Raw genomic sequence first — 17,604 nt, 5'->3', positions numbered from 1 at the left:
GTCAGGGAACCACGACCGGTGCCTTACTGACGAGTCGGCTCAGGCGAGCAGCGCGGCCAGGGTGGCGTCGCGCAGCAGCTCGGCGCGGCGTCGGCGGTCCACCTCGCCACCGAGGAACGGCGTCGAGTTCATCAGGCCGAACGCGGCGTGCGCCAGCACCCGCGCCTCCCCGTCGGGCATGCCGGGGTGCAGCGCGGTGAGCACCGTCACCCACTCCTCGACGTAGAGCCGTTGCAGCCGGCGGATCCGTCGCCGCGGCTCGTCGGGCAGGCGGTCCAGCTCGTGCAGATGCAACGCGATCACCGCCGGGTTGGCCAGCGCGAACTCGACGTGAAAGTCGATCAGCGACTCCAGCGCAGCTCGCGGGTCATCCGGGTGCCCGGCGGCGCGCTCCCGCCCACCGGCCAGCAGCCCGTCGCTGACCGGGATCAACGCGGCGGCCAGCATCGCCTCCTTGCCGGCGAAGTGGTGGTAGAGCGCCGGACCGGTGACCCCCGCCGCCGCGCCGATGTCGTCCATCGACACACCGTGATAGCCGCGGGCGGCGAACAGACCGACCGCGATCTCCAGGATCTCGTCCTTGCGGGACCGACGCCGGCCCGCGCCCGCCGCACCCCGTGCCTGCTGCTCCACCGTCACCGGGCAAGCCTAGACCGCGATCTGCCTCCGGTGGAGCGGTGGTTACCGCTCGGTTACTCACACCTCCGGTGCGGTTGCCCCCTCCCCGACCTGCTCGCAAGGGCGACCCGCCGGCGGGGTCAGTCGTCCGGGTCGACGTTGTGCTCCGTCCGCAGCGCCGTGGCCTCCTCAGGCCGACCGAGCAGGTCCAGCGCACGGGCCAGCAGCCAGGCCGTCTGGCGGACCGGCCGGGAGTCGGCCGGAAGCCCGCCGAGCACCCGGCGCAGCAGCGGCTCCGCCTCGGCCGGACGGTCCAGACGCAGCAAAAGCTCACCGACGAGAATCTCCACCTGCGTGGCCTCCCCGAACGCCTCGATCGACCGCAACCGGTCGGGCACCCCGGTGAGCCGGTCCAGCGCGTCGTCCAGTCGATCATCCTCGGTCAGCACCCGAGCTCCGGCCTCGGCCGCCATCGCCAGCTCGTACGTCACCGGTGGCGACTGTTCCGGCTGCCCGGCCAACGTCGCCGCCAACCCGTCCACCACCTCGATGGCGCGTACCGCCTCCGGAATGTCATAGGACCAGAACCAGGCGTACGCCTCCCGCCGGCGCGCCCGCAGCTCGTCAAGCGGCAGGTCGGCCAGTCCGTACGCCGTCGCGGCGGCGGCGAACCGCTCGGCGGCCACCGCGTCCTGGTTGGCGTCGTAGAGGATCCCGCCCGCCTCCTCCAGCACCTGCGCGCGGAGCGGGAGGTTGTCCGGGCCGTCCAGGTTGCCGGCCAACTGCTCCAGCAGGGCCAGCGCCGGATCGATCTCGCCGAGCCCGGCGTAGACACCGGCCAGCATGTGCCGGCAGCGGTCCGCCTGCGCCTGGGCGCCGAGCCGGTCCAGACCGAGAACAGCCTCCTCGGCGACCTCGGCCGCCTCGCCGAGCCGGCCCACCATCCGGTACGCGTTCGCCAACTCCCAGCGCAGGAAAGCGTCCCCCTCCGCACCCCGCTCCACGCAGAGCGTCACCGCCTCGACGAAGTCGTCCACCGCATCGGCGGCCCGGCCGGTGGCGAGCAGCGCGCGCGCCCGGGCGACCCGGACCGGCAGCTCCGCGTCCGCCGGCGCCACCCGCAACGCCTCGTCGCAGGCACTCACCGCGTCGGCCGGGTCGTCCACCGTCCTGGCGTACGTCAGGCAGCCTGCCGTGACCAGCTCGCCGACGCCCAGCTCACGGCCGATCCGGCGGGCCTCGTCGGCGGCCGCGCCTGCCTCCGTCAAGCGATCGAGCTGCTCCAACAGGTGTGCCCGGTGCAACGCGATCCGGGCCGCCAGGTGCCGGTCGCCACCCGCATCGGCTGGCGCCCGGTCGAGCGCGGCGAGCGCGTCCGCCCACCGTTCCCGATGCAGCAGCGCCAGCGCTACCCGGTCGTGCCCGGCGGCCCGCTGCCGGGCGTCGCCGAGCTGGTCCAACGCCTCGGCGGCCGCAAGGACCAGCGTCAGCCCTTCCTCGGCGCCCTCGTCGGCCCGGGTCAACAGCACGCCGAGCCGCCCGGCAACCACCTGGGCGGGCAACTCCTCGGCCGCCTCCCGGTACAGGTCCAGTGCCGCCCGGTTCATCTCGATCGCACCGTCGATGTCGTCCTGGTCGCCACGCTCGGCCGCCCGCAACGCCATCCGGTGGGCGACCGTGCGCGGTGCCAGGTCGGCGGCGCTGAACCCGTCGTCGTAGGCCACCAGCGCCGCCCGGAACGTGGCCCGATCGTGCCGGCCCCAACTCTCCTCGGCGAGGTCCAGCAGCTCGTCCGCTCCGGCACCGGCGGGCAGGGTCACCGTCGGCTCGCTGGCACCGGCCCGCGGCCGGCCGCCACGGTCGGCCACGGTCGGTGCGGCACCCTGGTCGAGCGGGACCGCCGGCTCGGCCCCAGCCGGGCGGGTCGGGCGGTCGGGGCGACGACGGACGCTCGCGGAGAGCGGCAGGTGCTCGCCCTCCGGCCGCACGGCGATCCGCCGGGCGATCCACTCCGACTGGTGGGTGGTGCCATTGCGGGCGTCGAAGCGGGCGGCCAGCCCGGTCGCGGTCTCCGCCAACTCGTCGGCGAGCGCCGACACCGGCACCTCCCCGGCCGGCTGGCCCTCGGCGGCCCGTCGGTACACGGACGACGCGCCGACCCGACCGGCCTGGCGCAGGGCGGCGGCAGCGGTCGCCGCGAAGTGCATCGCGGCAGCCGGCGACGGCGGCCGGTCCAACCAGTCCAGGTGCCGCTCGACCAGCTCCACCGCCCGCGCCTCGTTGCCGGTCAGCGTGCAGAACTCGATGTGGTCGCCGATGTCCCACAGGTCGGCGAGGTTGCTGCGCAGCCGTCGGTACGCCTCCCGGTGCGCGTCCCGCGCCGACTCACCCCGCCCGATACGCACGTACGGCAGGAGCAGCGCGGTGAGGATCGCCTGCGGCTGCTCGCTGCAGGTGAGCCGACCGGCGAGCACCGGCTCGGCCAGCGCCACCGCCTCGGCGTCCCGCCCGGCGTCGGCGAGGTAGGCCACCTGGCTCGTCGGGTCACAGCCGGCACAGTCGGAGAGCTCGTCGCGTGGGGTGGTCTGCCAGAGCCGGTACCAGTGCGCGGCGGCCTCGGCGTCGCCCACGTGGGAGGCGACCCGGAACCGGTGCTTGTGGACGGCCTGCAGGCTGTGCCCACCAGCCCGATAGCGCCGTTCCATGTCGTCCAGCACCGCGTACGTGCGGTCCAGCGGCACCTCCGGGAACTTCAGCAGACCGGACACCATGGACTTGAAGTGCCAGAGCAGCTGGTGCATGTGGCGCTGGTGATAGGGCTGCGGGTCCCGGTCGAACTCGGCCAGACACCAGGAGAAGGACACGAAGGACTTCGCCGACTCGCCGCCGTAGATGTACCCGGTGGTGGCCTCCATTCGGGTGGCGAAGGCGAGGTGCCGGTCGTCGGAGGCGTCCGCCCGACGCAGCAGCTGCTCCAGCGCGGCGATCTGCCCCGCACCGTGCGGCATGTCGCCGATGCCGCGCAGCACCCGCCACAGATCCTCGTCGCCCATGCTCACTCCTGTCCCGGCACGGCCCGGCCGAGCAGGCCGAGGAAGGAATCGTTCAGCAGCGCGGCATCGGCCGCACGGATCGGATGGTGGCCGAGCAGCAACGCCTGCCCGTACAGCGCCTCGACGGCGAGCCCGACCAGCTCCGGGTCGGTCAGCGTGGTGACGCGGCGGACCAGCGGGTTGCGGTGGTTGAGCACCAACTGCGGGCGGTCCGGCGGCGCGGTGGCGGCGAGCGCGTCGAGCACCCCGCCCCACAGCTCGTCGGCCCGGTCCCGGCTGGCCGCGAGCTGGTCGTTGAACGCCGCGGACCGGCTGACCAGGTAGAGCGCCGGCAGCGAGACCGGGTCGTACGCCCGGATGACCACCTCGCAGCCGGAGCGCTCGACGGCTCGCTGCGCGGCGGTGAGGAACGGCCGTAGCGCCAGCTCCACGTGCGGGTCGAGGCCTTCGAAGCGGGTGGTGAGGTCGCTCGGCTCCAGCCGCTCGATCAGCACCGAGCGGTCCACCACCGGCAGCCGCTCGATCAGCTCGGTGTCGTACGTGTAGCCGGCGTTGACCACCGCCAGGTCCTGTGCGGCGGCAACGGCGGCGAGCTGGCGGAACTCGTCGAGGCTCGCCGCGTAGCGGAGCACCCCGTAGCGCTCCCGGAACTCGGCGAGGGTGAGCGTGCCGACGTTGCTGTCCATCGGCCACCACCGGTCGACCAGCCGGAGCATCTCGTCGTCGTGCAGCGCCAGCGCCTTCACGCCGAGGTGGTGCACCTGGAGGAACTCGGCCAACCGGTGCGGGTCGTGCCGCGCCAGCCGGACCAGCCAGCCGCGTACCTGGTCGCCGAGCGCCTCCCGGGTCTCGGTCAGCAGGGTGTCCTCGTAGAGGGCCTCCCGGCTGGCGGTGGGGCGCAGCTCGCTGGCGTCCACCACGCAGTGCGCGAAGAACGCCCAGTCCGGCAGCAGCCCGTCGGCGTTCTCGGTGAGCAGCATCCGCTTGAGGTACACCCGGTGCCCGGCTCGGGCCGCCGGGTTCACCGGGGTGGGCAGGATGACAGCGACACCGGTCAGCCCGGCCTCCGGTACGGCCAGCGGCAGCACGTCGAACGGGTCGACGCCGAGCGTCTCCCGGGCGTACCTGATCAGCGCCGCGCGGTCGACCGGTGCTCCCGGCGTGGTCGGCCACGGCGGTTCGCCGGTGGTGGTGACCACGTCGCCGACCCGGACGGTGACCGGCAGCAGCGACCCGAAGAGCCGGGCCAGGTCGGTGACGGTCGGCGTGGTGAGCCACTGGTCGGCGTCGCGGCGGGGCACCAGCGTGACGGTGGTGCCCGGCTCGGCGCGGGCGGCCTCCGGCGGCGCCACCGTCACTGCGTAGCGGCCGTCGGCGTACCCGGTCCAGCGGACCGTGGGGTGCTCGCCGTGCCGGGTGAGCACCTGGATCTCGTCGGCCACCAGGAAGCAGGAGAGCAGGCCGATGCCGAACTGCCCGAGGAACTCGTGCCGGGAGAAGCCCAGCTCGTCCCGCTTGGAGCTGCGGCCGATGGTGGCCAGCAGCTCGTGCACCTGCGCCTCGGTCAGGCCGATGCCGGTGTCGTGCACCCGCAGCGTGCCGTCGCCGGTGATGTCCGGCGGCTCGATGCGGACCAGCGCGGGCGCGTCCGGCTCGGCGGCACGCCGGGCGGTGATCGCGTCCACCGCGTTCTGCAGCAGCTCGCGGACGTAGACCCGCGGGCTGCCGTAGAGGTGATGACTGAGCAGATCGACCACGCCACGGAGGTCGACCTGGAAGGTGTGGTCCACGCCTGAGTTCTCCCCGGTCCGGATGCCGGCGCCCACCGTACCGATGATCACCGACGAGCGCGTCCCCCTTTCGCCCGGGCGGCTTGACTCTCGACCCGGTCGAACCCGCACGGTCACCGGCATGACCTCCTCCGCTCTCGGTCGGGACTTCCGGCTGCTCTGGTCCGCCGCCGTCTCCTCCCGGCTCGGCGACGCGCTGCGGACGCCGGCGCTGGCGCTGCTGGCCGCGACGCTCACCCGCGACCCCCGGATCATCGCGGCGGTGACCGTGGCCGGACAGCTACCGCCGCTGCTCTTCGGCCTGCTCGGAGGCGTGTACGCGGACCGCTGGGACCGGCGGCGGACGATGGCCCTGGTGGACGGGGTCCGCGCGGCCGTGGTGGGGGTGCTGGCCGCGGCGGTCGCCCTCGACCGGGCCAGCATTCTGGTGCTGCTGGTGGCCGCGTTCCTCCTCGCCGCGCTGGGTACCCTCTTCGACTCCGCCTCGTTCGCGCTGCTTCCCGCACTGGTGCCTCCGGCGGCGTTACCCCGGGCTAACGGCCGGCTCCAGGCGGGTACCGCGGTGGCCGGTGGTTTCCTCGGCGCGCCCGCCGCCGGCGTGCTCTTCGCTGTCGCCCCCGCCCTCCCGTTCACCATCGACGCCGTCACCTTCGCCGTGGCCGCCCTGCTCGTGCTGGCCCTCACCCCAACATCCGCTCCCCGCTTGGCGACGGGAGCGCGCCGCGGGTCGGTGTGGGGCGAGATCGTCGAGGGGCTGCGGTGGCTGCGCGCGCACCGGACACTGTGGCGGGTCACCCTGTTGGCGGCGGCGTGCAACCTGGCGATCAGCGGCGTGCTGGCGGTGCTGGTGCTCTACGCGCTGGACGTGTTGCGGGTGCCGCCGTCCGGGTACGGGCTGTTCGCCGCCAGTGCGATTCTCGGCGGCGTGGCAGGGGCGCTCGGGGCCGGTCGGCTCGCCGCCCGGTTCGGCACGGTGCCCGCGCTGTGCGCGGTGCTCGCCGCGCAGACCGTCGCGTTGACCGGGTTCGCGCTGGCCCGGCATCCGGTGCCGGGCGCGTTCGCGTTGGCCGTCTTCGCCGCCGGCACCGTGGTGTGGAACAGCCTGTGCGCGTCGTACGGGCAGCGGCACGTGCCGGCCGGGCTGCTCGGTCGAGTGGGTGCCGCCCAGCGGATGGTCGGGCTGCTCACCGCACCGGTCGGCGCGGCGCTCGCCGGGCTGGTCGCCGCGGCGTACGGAACGGTGCCGGTGGCGGGTGCGGCGGCCGGTACGTTCGCGCTGGTCACCCTCGCTGCGTGGTGGACACTGCGGCCGGTGCCGCCGGCTGACGCGCCCACCAGCGGCGGGACAGCAGCCCGCCCAGCGCCGCACCCGTCGCGTTGAGCAGCACGTCGTCCACCGAGGAGACGCGGCCGAGGTCCAGCGCGTACTGGAGGGACTCGACCAGCAGCGAACCGGCAGCGCCGAGCAGAAAGAGCCGACCGACGCTGGTCAGCGCGGCGAGGCGTACCGGGGCGAAGAAGCCCAGGGCGGCGAAGACCAGCAGGTTGCCGACCACCTGAACCACCGCGGTCGTCGGCGGTCCGGTCAGCAGGTCGGCCAGGTCGCGCAGCGGCACCGGGTTGACCTGCCGTGGCGCGTCGCGCGGGGTGAGGATCATCCACACCCAGGGCAGGGTGCCGGCGACCGCGCCCACCTCGGCGATGCTGCGTCGCCACGCCTGACCGGCCGGCGCGTCCCGGCGCAGCCGGGCGAGGGCGGCGGTGACCAGGACCAACAGCGGCAGCCCGGCCAGCACGGCGCGCAGGACATCGCCCCAGTCCCGCCAGACCTGACCCACGGGCGCAGCCTAGCCCGGCGTCCGTTCCCGGTGGGACAGCCCGGACAGGCGCAGCGCGATCCGCCGACGGGCCGGCGGCACGACACCGAGCAGCCGGAGCAGCACGTCACGGACCGGCCGGCGGGCCGGGGAGAGGGTGGCCAGCCGGGTCAGCCCGGCGGCGAAGCTCAGCACGTCCTCCGCCATCGGGCGCTGCCGGGCGGTGTAGTCGTCGAGCAGCGTCTCCGGGCCGCCGTCCAGCACGTCGGCCAGCGCGGTGCCGAGGGCCACCGCGTCGCAGATGCCGAGGTTCATGCCCTGCCCGCCGGCGGGGCTGTGCACGTGTCCGGCGTCGCCGGCCAGCAGCACCGGCCCGGACCGGAACGTGTCGGCGATCCGGTGGTGCACCCGGAACCGGGAACCCCAGAGCACCTCGGTGACCCGGTCGGGTCGCCGCGCCGGGCCGCGCTCGTCGAGCAATGCCTGGAGGTAGGCCGGATCCGGCTCGGCCGGGGCCGTCGGCACGGCGGCGACCAGCCGGACCACCCCGTCCGGGAGCGGCGCCCAGATCAGCGGCCCGGAGCGGGCGAGGAAGAGCGCCGCCTCGTCGCGGGGCAGGCTGCTGTGCACCCGGATGTCGGCGAGCACAAAGGACTCCTCGTCGCTCGGGCCGGTGAAGCCAATACCGGCCAACCGCCGGACCGTGCTGTGCAGGCCGTCCGCGCCGACCACGAACCGGGCGCGCAGCGCCTCCCCGTCGATCTGCGCGAGCACCCCGTGGCCGTTCCGGCTCAGGCCGGTCAGCCGGCACGGCCGTCGCACCCGGACGCCGAGGTCGGCCAACTGCTCGGTGAGCACCGCCTCGGTGACCGCCTGGGAGACCATCAGCGCGTAGGGAAAACGGGACGGCAGTTGGTGGAACGGCACCGACAGCAGCACCCGGTCCCGGTCACGGACGGTGAAGCGCGGCGCTCGCACCCCCTGGGCCACCAACGGCGCCGCAGCGCCGATCCGGTCCAGCACCTCCAGGGTGTACGCGTGTACGACGGCCGCGCGGGAGGTCGACGGCGGGTCGGCCAGCTGGTCCAGCACGGTCACCTCGACCCCGCGTCGGGCCAGCGTCAGCGCGGTGGCGAGACCGGTGGGGCCGGCGCCCACCACCAGAACGTCCGTACTCGTGGGCAGCATGGCCACCTCCGGAACGATCGTTGCCAACACGTGTTGGCAAACACTTGTTGGCAACGTTAGGTCGCCGCTCATTGTGAGTCAACAGTCGTTGGCATACGGTCGTTGACATGACGGCGCCCGCCCGCCCGACCCCTCCCCGCCGCTCGGACGCCACCCGGGCGGCGATCCTGCGGGCCGCTCGCGAACGGTTCGCCGCCGATGGGTACGAACGCGCCACGATCCGGGCCATCGCCGCCGACGCCCGGATCGACCCGTCGATGGTGATGCGCTACTACGGCAACAAGGAGGGGCTGTTCGCGGCGGCGGCTGAGTTCGACCTACGCCTGCCCGACCTGACCGCCGTGCCGCTCGGGCAACTGGGCGAGATGTTGATCCGGCATTTCCTCACCCGGTGGGAGGGCGACGAGACGCTGACGGCACTACTCCGTACCGCCAGCACCAATCCGGGCGCGGCCGAGCGCATGCGCGACATCTTCGCCGGCCAGCTCATCGCGACCGTGGCCACCTTCGGCACCGACCCGGCAACCACCGCACGCCGGGCCGGCCTGGTGGCCAGCCAGATCCTCGGCCTCGCCTTCACCCGCTACATCGTCCGTCTGCCGCCCATGGTGGACATGGATCCGGATGAGCTGGTTTCCTGGATCGCACCGACCCTCCAGCGCTACCTGACCGGGCTGCCGGAGAACTGACCCAACCTTTTCCCCCTCCCCGTGCGTCTGGCAGGTGACGCGGGAACGCGACGGCCGGGAGGTGGGCGGATGGGACCGGCGGCGGACGACGGGCGCGAGGGTTACCTCGCCTTCGTGGAGAGCCACCAGCACCGGCTGCTGCGTGCGGCCTACCTGATCTGCGGCAACCAGCACCAGGCCGAGGACCTCCTCCAGGACGCGCTGCTGAAGCTGGCACTGCGCTGGACCTCGGTACGCGACGGCGACCCCGCCGCGTACGTGCGAACCATCCTGTACCGGGACGCGGTGTCGTGGTGGCGTCGCAGGCGTCGGGAATGGCTCAGCGCCGCACCGCCGGAGCAGGTGGCGCCCGACCGCGACGGCACGCTGCGGCTGACGATGCACCACGCGCTGGGCCAGTTGCCACCCCGGCAGCGGGCCGTGCTGGTACTGCGTTACTACGAGGACCTCACCGAGGTCGCCACCGCCGAAGCGCTCGGGGTGACCGTCGGCACCGTGAAGAGCCAGTGCCACGCGGCGCTGCGCCGGCTCCGCGAGGTGGCCCCGGACCTGGCTCGGGACGCCCGCTCGGGCGAGGTCCCGGCTGCTCCCGGAGACCTGGCCACCGGCCTGGAGGTGAACCCGTGAACGAGCAGGACCTACGTCAACTGCTGACCGTCAGCGTCGAGGACGTCCGGCCCAGCCACCCCGCGGTGGCCGGCTGGGAGCGGGCCCGGCGTACCCGGCGTACCCGACGGTCCGTCGGCGCGGCGGCCCTGGCCGTGGCGCTGATCGGTGGCGGCACGGTGGCCGCGATGCGACCGCCCGCCGATTCGCCGCCGGACCACTCGGTGGCGCCGACCGTCGTGCCCAGCCACGCCGGGCCGGTGGTGCGCGCCCCCGCCGAGCTGACCTTTCCGCGTGATCCGCTGTCCCGGCTCGGTGACCCGGCGACCGTGCCGCTCTCCGCCCGGCCGGTCCAACGGGCACTGGCGCTGTTCCAGCCGATCGACTTCGAGGAGTACCGCGCGGACGGCCCCGTCCGGGTGCTCGGGGACGACGGCGTGGTGCGCAGTCTCGACGTGGTGACTCCGGCGCCCACCCGGGACGAGGGCGGCAACCAGGCGCCCGCCCTGAAGTCGGGAGTGCTGTCGCCGGACGGCCGGTCGGCCGCATTCGCGCAGACCAACGAGCTGATCATGGTCGACCTCACCACGGCGACCGTGCGTCGCATCCCGCTTCAGGGCTACCTGGAACTGGTGGTCTGGGCGAACGACCGGGTGTTGGTCGGCGGCGACGACCGGACGTACGCGGTGGACCGGGTCTCCGGCGCGGCCAGCGAGCTCGACGTCTCGCTCTGGGACCTGGTCGCGCCCGACCCGGCGGCCGGCCGCGAGGCGGCGCTGGTCGAGGTGAGCGGCATGCGGGACAACCTCATCCTGCGCAGCCGGACCGCCCGCGAGGGCACGATCCGCTCCGAACAGAAGGTAACCGGTGCCGTGCTGCCGGCGCCGTACCAGGTCAACGAGTTCTACGGCCGGGGTTGGCTGCACGGCGAACGCCTGGCCCGCTCGGCGTGGATCACCAGCAGCGAGATCGACGGTGCCGAGGGGGTGGCCGTACTGGACGCCCGGACCGGTGCGGTGGCCCACGTGCTCGACCTGGGCCGGGACCGGTGGAAGGGCTGCTGCGAGGTGCTGGGCTGGGACAACCGCGGTGCCGTCCTGCTCCGCCTGCAACCGGGCGGCCTGGTGCGCTGGCACCCGGAGACCGGCGAGGTCACCGGCGTGGTCCGCGACCTGACCGGCATGGTGGCGCTGGCCGGCTGAGCACCTGTCCCCGCGCAACCGGATGGTCGCGCGGGGACAGGTGCTCAGGGGGTCAGGCGGCAGTGCCGGTCAGGCGGCGAGGCCGCCGGGCTGGTCGCCCTTTGCGACGGGAGCCCGGACCAGGTTGCCCCACTCGGTCCACGAGCCGTCGTAGTTGCGTACCTGCGGGTAGCCCAGCAGGTGCCGCAGCACGAACCAGGTGTGGCTGGACCGCTCACCGATCCGGCAGTACGCGATCACGTCGTCGTCCGGGCTGAGCCCGAGCTGGTCGGCGTAGATCGCGCGCAGCTCGTCGGAGGACTTGAACGTGCCGTCCTCGTTGGCGGCGGACTTCCACGGCTTGTTGACCGCACCCGGGATGTGCCCGCCGCGCAGCGCGCCCTCCTGCGGGTAGTCCGGCATGTGCAGCATCTCGCCGGTGTACTCGCCCGGGGACCGGACGTCGACCAGCGGCCGACCCACGGCGATGTGCGCCATCACCTGCTCGCGGAACGCCCGCAGCGGCGTGTCGTCGCGCAGCGGCACCGGGTAGTCGGCGCGGGGGCGGGCCGGCTTGTCACGGGTCACCTCACGCCCCTCGGCGATCCACTTCTGCCGGCCGCCGTCGAGCAGCCGCACGTCGGCGTGGCCGAAGAGGGAGAACACCCAGAGGGCGTATGCGGCCCACCAGTTGAAGTTGTCGCCGTAGAAGACCACCGTGTCGCCCCGGCCGATGCCCTTGGCGGCGCACATCTCAGCGAAGCTCGTGGCTTCCAGGTAGTCCCGGGTCACCTGGTCGTTCAGGTCCAGGTGCCAGTCGACCTTGACGGCACCGGGGATGTGACCCGATTCGTAGAGCAGTACGTCCTCGTCGGACTCGACCACCACGAGGCCCTCGTCGCCCAGGTGCTCGGCCAGCCACTCGGTGGTGACCAGCCGCTGCGGGTCCGCGTACGACTGGAGGCGGGGATCAGGATCGCTCGGCACAGACATGATCCCCAAGTTACGCCGCGATTCGACCTGGCGGCCGGCCATCGGGGATCGGGAGCCGCGGATGTGGCGGGGGGCACGTCACGGTGGTCAGGCGCGACGGTGGGCGATCCGACCGGCGACCACAGTGACCAGGCAGGCACCGTCGGCGTCATGGACCGCCAGGTCGGCGCGCCGGCCCGGGTTCAGCGCCGACGCGACGGCAGCGGGCAGCACCGCCAGGTCGCTCCGGTCGACGGCCGCCCGTAGCGCCGGGTCGGCGAGATGCTCGGCCAGCACCGCCGTCACTCCTCGCCGCAGCAACGCGTACACCCGCTCGCGCGGGGTGGGCGCCGCCGGCAGCGGGCCATCGTGCAGCAGCCCCGGGCCCAGCGTGCCGGGCCAGCGGCGGACCCGCGCCCCGGCGTACGCCCCGCTCAACTCGGAGAGCGGACCGACGGCCTCGATGCGGTCGCCGCTGACCACCACGGCGTGGTCCGGCACCGGCTCGCCGTCGGGGGTGAGCCGCAGCAGCGGCGCGGTGTGCAGGGTGAGCACGCTCAGTCGACGATCGGCCCGAGCAGCGGGCGCTTGGCGGTGACGGTGTCGCCGGAGGAGCGACCGGTCAGCCGCCGCTTGATCCACGGCGCCAGGTGCTGACCGGCCCAGCGCAGGTCGGCCGCACGGGCGGCCAGCCACGGCGACGGCGCCGGGTGCGGCGGGACCAGGAGCCACTCCTCGTCGCAGCCCACCCCGAGTGCGTTCAGCACCTGCCCGGCGACCCGCCGGTGCCCGGCAGCGGAGAGGTGCAGCCGGTCGGTGCTCCAGAGCATCGGGTTGAGGAAGGTGTCGTCGGCGTACAGGTCGACCAGGATGGCGCCGTGCCGCTCGGCGGTCTCACCGACTGCCTGGTTGAGCAGCTCCACCCGGGGGGCCACGAGGCGTTGCCCGGGCAGCCGGGCCATCACGTCGGCGAACCGGAAGAGCAGCACGTCCGCGCCGCCCGAGCGCAGCTGCCGGACCACGTCGTCGAAGCGGGCGACCAGTGCGTCCGGGTCGAAGGTGCGGCGCAGCACGTCGTTGCCACCGGCCGCGAAGCTGATCAGGTCGGGTTTCATCGCCACGGCGGCGGGCACCTGCTCGGCGACCACACCGGGGAAGAGCCGACCCCGGATGGCCAGGTTGGCGTAGCGGAAGTCGGGACCCGCCTCGGCGGCGAGCCGGGTCGCCACCAGATCCGCCCAACCCCGGTAGGTGCCGTCCGGGTAGGCGTCGTCCATACCCTCGGTGAAGCTGTCCCCGACCGCGACATAACTGCGCCAGCGCACCCGCGCCTCCCTCACGCCACTCGTTGCCTGCGGCGACCAGTCTGTCACCGGGGGCGCGGTGGGCGGTGCCCCGATTTGGACGACGTGGCGGAGGTCATTGGTCACACACGGGGTGGCCCGTCCCCGTGGTACGGGCCACCCCGCGCACCCCGACGGTCAGTCGAGCGCGTTGATGATCTGCATGTCCCGGAGGCTCGCCGGCTCCGGCCGCTCGCCGACCCGACAGTCGTGCCGCGCACGGGAACGAATTGGATCGCCGTCCCGGCGCGACGGCTCTAGGCTGCGCGAATGCTGCTACGCATGTCGACCCTGCTGCTGCGAACCCTGCGCGAGGACCCGGCCGACGCGGAGGTGCCGAGCCACCGGTTGCTGCTGCGCGCCGGCTACATCCGCCGCGCCGCACCGGGCGGGTACACGTGGCTGCCGCTGGGCAAGCTGGTGCTGGACCGGATCACCGAGGTGGTACGTGGCGAGCTGATCGCGATCGGCGACCAGGAGGTGCACTTCCCGGCGCTGCTGCCGGCGGAGCCGTACCGGACCAGTGGCCGGTGGGCGGAGTACGGCGACGACATCTTCACCCTCGCCGACCGGCGCGGCGCCGAGCACCTGTTGGCGCCCACCCACGAGGAGATGGCGGCGCTGCTGGTCAAGGACCTGTTCACCTCGTACCGGGATTTCCCGGTGACGCTGTTCCAGGTGCAGACGAAGTTCCGGGACGAGGCGCGGCCGCGGGCCGGTCTGCTGCGCGGCCGGGAGTTCCTGATGAAGGACGCGTACTCCTTCGACCTGGACGAGGAGGGGCTGCGGGACGCGTACGGACGGCACCGGGCGGCGTACCGGCGGATCTTCGACCGGCTGGGGCTGGACTACACGGTGGTGCACGCGATGTCCGGGGCGATGGGCGGCTCGGCGTCGGAGGAGTTCCTGGCCGCGACGCCGGTCGGCGAGGACACCTTCGTCGGCTGCACCGCCTGCGACTACGCGGCGAACACCGAGGCGGTCATCACCCGGGCGCCGGCCGCCGGCGATCCGGCCGCGCAGCCGGCCGTCGAGGTGCACGACACCCCCGAGACCCCGACGATCGCCAGCCTGGTGGAGCTGGCCAACGCCCGCCGACTGGGCGGCCGGGACGGCTGGACCGCCGCCGACACCCTGAAGAACGTCGTGCTGAGCGTGCGCCAGCCGGGCGCGGAGCGGGCCGAGCCGCTGGTGGTGGGGCTGCCGGGTGACCGGGAGGTCGACCTGAAGCGGGTCGGTGCCGCGCTGCACCCGGCCCAGGTGGCCGTCTTCGAGGAGTGGGCCGAGCATCCGGAGTTGGTTCGCGGGTACATCGGGCCGCAGTTGCTCGACAAGCTGGGCATCCGCTACCTGGTCGATCCGCGGGTGGTGCCCGGCTCTGCCTGGTTGACCGGGGCGAACGAGCCCGGCCGGCACGCGACGGACGTGGTCTGCGGACGGGACTTCACGCCCGACGGCACGATCGAGGCGGCCGACGTACGGGCCGGCGACCCCTGCCCCGACTGCGACCGCGGCGAGCTGACCATCCGGCGGGGCATCGAGATCGGGCACATCTTCCAGCTCGGCCGCCGATTCACCGACGCGTTCGCGGTCGACGTGCTCGGCCCGGCGGGCAAGCCGGTCCGGCCGACCATGGGCTGCTACGGCATCGGGGTGTCCCGGGCGGTCGCGGCGATCGCCGAGCAGCATCACGACGACCGGGGGCTGGTCTGGCCGGCGGCGGTCGCGCCGTGCGACGTACACCTGATCGTGGCGGGCAAGGGACCGCAACTCGACGCGGCGCTGGAGCTCGGCAGGCGGCTCGACGCCGCCGGCCTGCGGGTGCTGGTCGACGACCGGACGCACGTCTCGGCCGGGGTCAAGTTCACCGACGCCGAGCTGATCGGCATCCCGCGCGCCGTCGTGGTCGGCCGCCGACTGGCCGACGGGTACGTCGAGTTGCGCGAGCGGTCCGGCGACGGGCGCACCGAGATGCACGTGGACGGTCTGGTGGAACGACTGGTCCACGAGGTACGCCGCGAACGTGGGAACCTGGTGTAGCGACCGCGTCACGGGGTACCGCAGTTCGATCGGTGCAAACGTCTTCGGAGGCTCTCATGACCAGTTACCGGGTCAGCGACGTGATGACCAAGCAGGTCGTGTACCTGTCGGCGGAGACCACCCTGGACGAGGCGGCCAGGGTGATGAAGGAGGCGGACATCGGCGACGTGGTGGTCACCGACGGCGCCAGCCTCGCCGGCATGCTCACCGACCGGGACATCGTGGTCCGGGCGGTGGCCGAGAACCGCTCGCCGACTGCCACCACCATCGGCTCGATCGTCACCCGCGAGGTGGTCATGATCGAGCAGCACTGCACGGCCGGCGAGGCGGCGACGCTGATGCGCGACCGGGGCATCCGGCGAGTGCTGGTCTGCGACACCGACCGCAAGCTGGTCGGGATCGTCTCGCTCGGCGACCTGGCCATGCAGCTCGACCCCACCAGCGCCCTCAGCGAGATCAGCGAGCAGTCTCCCACCGTCTGAACCGCAAACAAGGCCCCTTCTGATCGCCTCGGGTAGCGGGAAGGGGCCCTTACCAACGGCGGTAGCCTCGACACATGGCTGACATGCCGGCCCGACTGGCCGAGATCGTCGACGAATTCGCCGCCGCGCCGCGCGACCTGGTGCTGGAGATGCTGCTCGAGTACGCCGACGTCATCCCGCCGCTCTCGGTCGACGCCGTCGAGCGCGAGGGCATGGAGCAGGTGCCGGAGTGCCAGACGGCGTTCTTCCTGCGTGCCCGGGTGACGCCGGAAAAGACCGTCGAGACGCTGTTCGACTGCCCGCCGGAGGCGCCGACCACCCGGGCGTTCGCCGGGATCCTCGCCGAAGGGCTGGCCGGCGCGAGCGCCGAGGAGGTGCTGGCCGTGCCGGACGACCTCTACCAGCGGATGGGGCTGGCACAGGCGATCAGCCCGCTGCGGATACGCGGTGGCACCGCGATCCTGGGCCGGCTCAAGCGGCAGGTCCGGGAACAACTCGGCTGAGCTGGGAGTTGGCACCGATCATGGAGATCGAGATCTACGCGGACGTCGTCTGCCCGTGGTGCTACATCGGCAAGCGTCGGCTGGAGGAGGCCCTCGCCAGCTACGACGGCGAGGTGACCGTCCGCTACCGGCCGTTCCAGCTCGACCCGTCGGCGGTGTCCGAGCCCCGTCCGCTGCTGGAGGCCATGGCCGCCAGGTTCGGCGGTGCGGAGCGGGCGCGGCAGATGTTCGCCCACGTGACCGAGGTCGCGGCGGGTGACGGGCTGCGGCTGGACTTCGACCGTGCGGTCACCGCGAACACCTTCGAGGCGCACCGGCTGGTCTCCTACGCCACCGACCACGGCCTGGCGGCCGAGATGGTCGAGGCGCTCTACCAGGCGTACTTCACCCAGGGCGTCGACGTCGGCTCCCGGGACGCGCTGGCCACGGTGGCCGGCGGGATCGGCCTGGACGTCGCCGACGTGCGCCGGTTCCTCGACTCCGACCAGCGGACCGCAGACGTCACCGCCGCGTTGGCCGCCGCCCGGGACCTGGGCATCACCAGCGTGCCGACCTTCGTGCTGGCCGGAAAGTACGCGGTCAGCGGCGCCCAGGAGACGCAGACGCTGCTCGCTGCGCTCGCCGAGGTCGAGCAGCGCGAATCGGCGGCGCACTCGCACTGATCAGGCCGCGACCGACCACGGCACCCCGGCATCGACCGACGTGATGTTTCACGTGCAACAGCATCGATGTCGATGCCCGGTCAGGCCGGCCTGGCCAGGCCCTCCACCACCTGCGCTCCGGGCAGCGCACCCAGCGCCGGCCCGGGCAGCGCGATCTTGCTGTGCCGTACGCCTGAACCGATGATCACGTGTGGTGTGGCGATCACCCGCGCGTCAACCAGGATCGGCCACTGCGCCGGCAGCCCGATCGGGGTTATCCCGCCGTACTCCATGCCGGTCAACTCGACCGCGTCGTCCATCGGGGCGAAGCTCGCCTTGCGAACATCCAGCGCCCTACGGGCCACCCCGTTCACGTCGGCCCGGGTGGTGGCCAGGACGATGCAGGCCGCGTAGCGGACAACACCCTCGCGCTTGCCGGCCACCACGACGCAGTTTGCCGACACATCCAACCCCACCTCGTACGCCGCGCAGAAGGCGGCGGTGTCGGCGAGGTCGGCGTCGATCGGCGCGACCAGCACGTCGTCGACGTCCACCGGCGCGTCGGCCGGCCACTCGGAGATGGCCGTCGCCACCGGCGGGGCGAGCAGGTCGAGGCGGGCACGGGCCGGTTCGGTCTTCAGCGTTCCCATCACGGGTGCGATCCTCGCACCCGCCACGCCC

Annotated in this window: 17 protein-coding genes; 8 read left to right on the top strand and 9 right to left on the bottom strand. The window is 73.3% G+C overall.

From position 1 onward, the window contains the following. Positions 1–39: 39 nt before the first annotated feature. From OG470_RS07525 to OG470_RS07515, 3 genes are all read right to left on the bottom strand, one after another. Entirely contained in the window at positions 40–639 is a 600-nt protein-coding gene (locus OG470_RS07525) for a TetR/AcrR family transcriptional regulator (protein ID WP_328422099.1), read from the bottom strand. A gap of 119 nt (positions 640–758) precedes the next feature. Beyond that, a complete protein-coding gene (locus OG470_RS07520) occupies positions 759–3,671 on the bottom strand; it encodes a hypothetical protein (protein WP_328422097.1) in 2,913 nt (970 codons plus the stop codon). 2 nt (positions 3,672–3,673) lie between these two features. Next, positions 3,674–5,461 carry an HSP90 family protein gene (locus OG470_RS07515; protein WP_328426199.1) on the bottom strand — a complete coding sequence of 596 codons (1,788 nt, stop codon included), beginning with the start codon at positions 5,459–5,461 and terminating at the stop codon, positions 3,674–3,676. Between the two features lie 121 nt (positions 5,462–5,582). On the opposite strand from OG470_RS07515, the gene OG470_RS07510 reads away from it, so the two are divergent. Then, positions 5,583–6,842, top strand: coding sequence for an MFS transporter (locus OG470_RS07510; RefSeq protein ID WP_328422095.1), 1,260 nt, complete (start codon positions 5,583–5,585; stop codon positions 6,840–6,842). Here OG470_RS07510 and OG470_RS07505 read toward each other — a convergent pair. Together OG470_RS07505 and OG470_RS07500 are read right to left on the bottom strand one after the other, a co-directional pair. After that, entirely contained in the window at positions 6,742–7,299 is a 558-nt protein-coding gene (locus OG470_RS07505; RefSeq protein WP_328422092.1) for a VanZ family protein, read from the bottom strand. The two genes, OG470_RS07510 and OG470_RS07505, sit on opposite strands and share 101 nt — an antisense overlap. Positions 7,300–7,308: 9 nt before the next feature. Beyond that, positions 7,309–8,466, bottom strand: a complete 1,158-nt coding sequence (locus OG470_RS07500) for an FAD-dependent oxidoreductase (RefSeq protein ID WP_328422090.1) — start codon at positions 8,464–8,466, stop codon at positions 7,309–7,311. A 107-nt stretch (positions 8,467–8,573) separates the two neighbouring features. Here OG470_RS07500 and OG470_RS07495 point away from each other — a divergent pair, with 107 nt between their 5' ends. From OG470_RS07495 to OG470_RS07485, 3 genes are all read left to right on the top strand, one after another. Next, positions 8,574–9,155 (top strand): TetR/AcrR family transcriptional regulator, encoded by a 582-nt coding sequence (locus OG470_RS07495; protein WP_328422088.1) that lies wholly within the window; start codon positions 8,574–8,576, stop codon positions 9,153–9,155. A 69-nt stretch (positions 9,156–9,224) separates the two neighbouring features. Then, positions 9,225–9,782: a SigE family RNA polymerase sigma factor gene (locus OG470_RS07490; RefSeq protein WP_328422086.1), complete on the top strand. Its 558-nt coding sequence runs from the start codon at positions 9,225–9,227 to the stop codon at positions 9,780–9,782. Next, entirely contained in the window at positions 9,779–10,963 is a 1,185-nt protein-coding gene (locus OG470_RS07485; protein WP_328422084.1) for a hypothetical protein, read from the top strand. Before OG470_RS07490 ends, OG470_RS07485 begins: the two co-directional genes overlap by 4 nt. Before the next feature lie 69 nt (positions 10,964–11,032). On the opposite strand, the gene OG470_RS07480 is transcribed toward OG470_RS07485, so the two are convergent. The 3 genes from OG470_RS07480 to OG470_RS07470 form a co-directional block, all read right to left on the bottom strand. After that, a complete protein-coding gene (locus OG470_RS07480; protein ID WP_328422082.1) occupies positions 11,033–11,935 on the bottom strand; it encodes a sulfurtransferase in 903 nt (300 codons plus the stop codon). Positions 11,936–12,022: 87 nt separating this feature from the next. Continuing rightward, positions 12,023–12,469, bottom strand: a complete 447-nt coding sequence (locus OG470_RS07475) for an imidazolonepropionase-like domain-containing protein (protein ID WP_328422080.1) — start codon at positions 12,467–12,469, stop codon at positions 12,023–12,025. Positions 12,470–12,471: 2 nt separating this feature from the next. Next, a complete protein-coding gene (locus OG470_RS07470; protein WP_328422078.1) occupies positions 12,472–13,239 on the bottom strand; it encodes an SGNH/GDSL hydrolase family protein in 768 nt (255 codons plus the stop codon). A 288-nt stretch (positions 13,240–13,527) separates the two neighbouring features. On the opposite strand from OG470_RS07470, the gene OG470_RS07465 reads away from it, so the two are divergent. From OG470_RS07465 to OG470_RS07450, 4 genes are all read left to right on the top strand, one after another. Further along, positions 13,528–15,297 carry a proline--tRNA ligase gene (locus OG470_RS07465; protein WP_328422076.1) on the top strand — a complete coding sequence of 590 codons (1,770 nt, stop codon included), beginning with the start codon at positions 13,528–13,530 and terminating at the stop codon, positions 15,295–15,297. A gap of 56 nt (positions 15,298–15,353) precedes the next feature. Then, positions 15,354–15,779 (top strand): CBS domain-containing protein, encoded by a 426-nt coding sequence (locus OG470_RS07460; RefSeq protein WP_328422074.1) that lies wholly within the window; start codon positions 15,354–15,356, stop codon positions 15,777–15,779. A 74-nt stretch (positions 15,780–15,853) separates the two neighbouring features. Beyond that, positions 15,854–16,282, top strand: coding sequence for a SufE family protein (locus OG470_RS07455; RefSeq protein ID WP_328422072.1), 429 nt, complete (start codon positions 15,854–15,856; stop codon positions 16,280–16,282). A gap of 20 nt (positions 16,283–16,302) precedes the next feature. Continuing rightward, positions 16,303–16,944, top strand: a complete 642-nt coding sequence (locus tag OG470_RS07450; protein ID WP_328422070.1) for a DsbA family oxidoreductase — start codon at positions 16,303–16,305, stop codon at positions 16,942–16,944. A gap of 80 nt (positions 16,945–17,024) precedes the next feature. On the opposite strand, the gene OG470_RS07445 is transcribed toward OG470_RS07450, so the two are convergent. Further along, positions 17,025–17,573: a YbaK/EbsC family protein gene (locus OG470_RS07445; RefSeq protein ID WP_328426197.1), complete on the bottom strand. Its 549-nt coding sequence runs from the start codon at positions 17,571–17,573 to the stop codon at positions 17,025–17,027. Positions 17,574–17,604: the final 31 nt, after the last annotated feature.

Source organism: Micromonospora sp. NBC_00389 (genome assembly GCF_036059255.1).
Lineage (GTDB): Bacteria > Actinomycetota > Actinomycetes > Mycobacteriales > Micromonosporaceae > Micromonospora.
The sequence above is the reverse complement of the archived record's forward strand: the minus strand, read 5'-3'. Positions and strand labels throughout refer to the sequence as shown.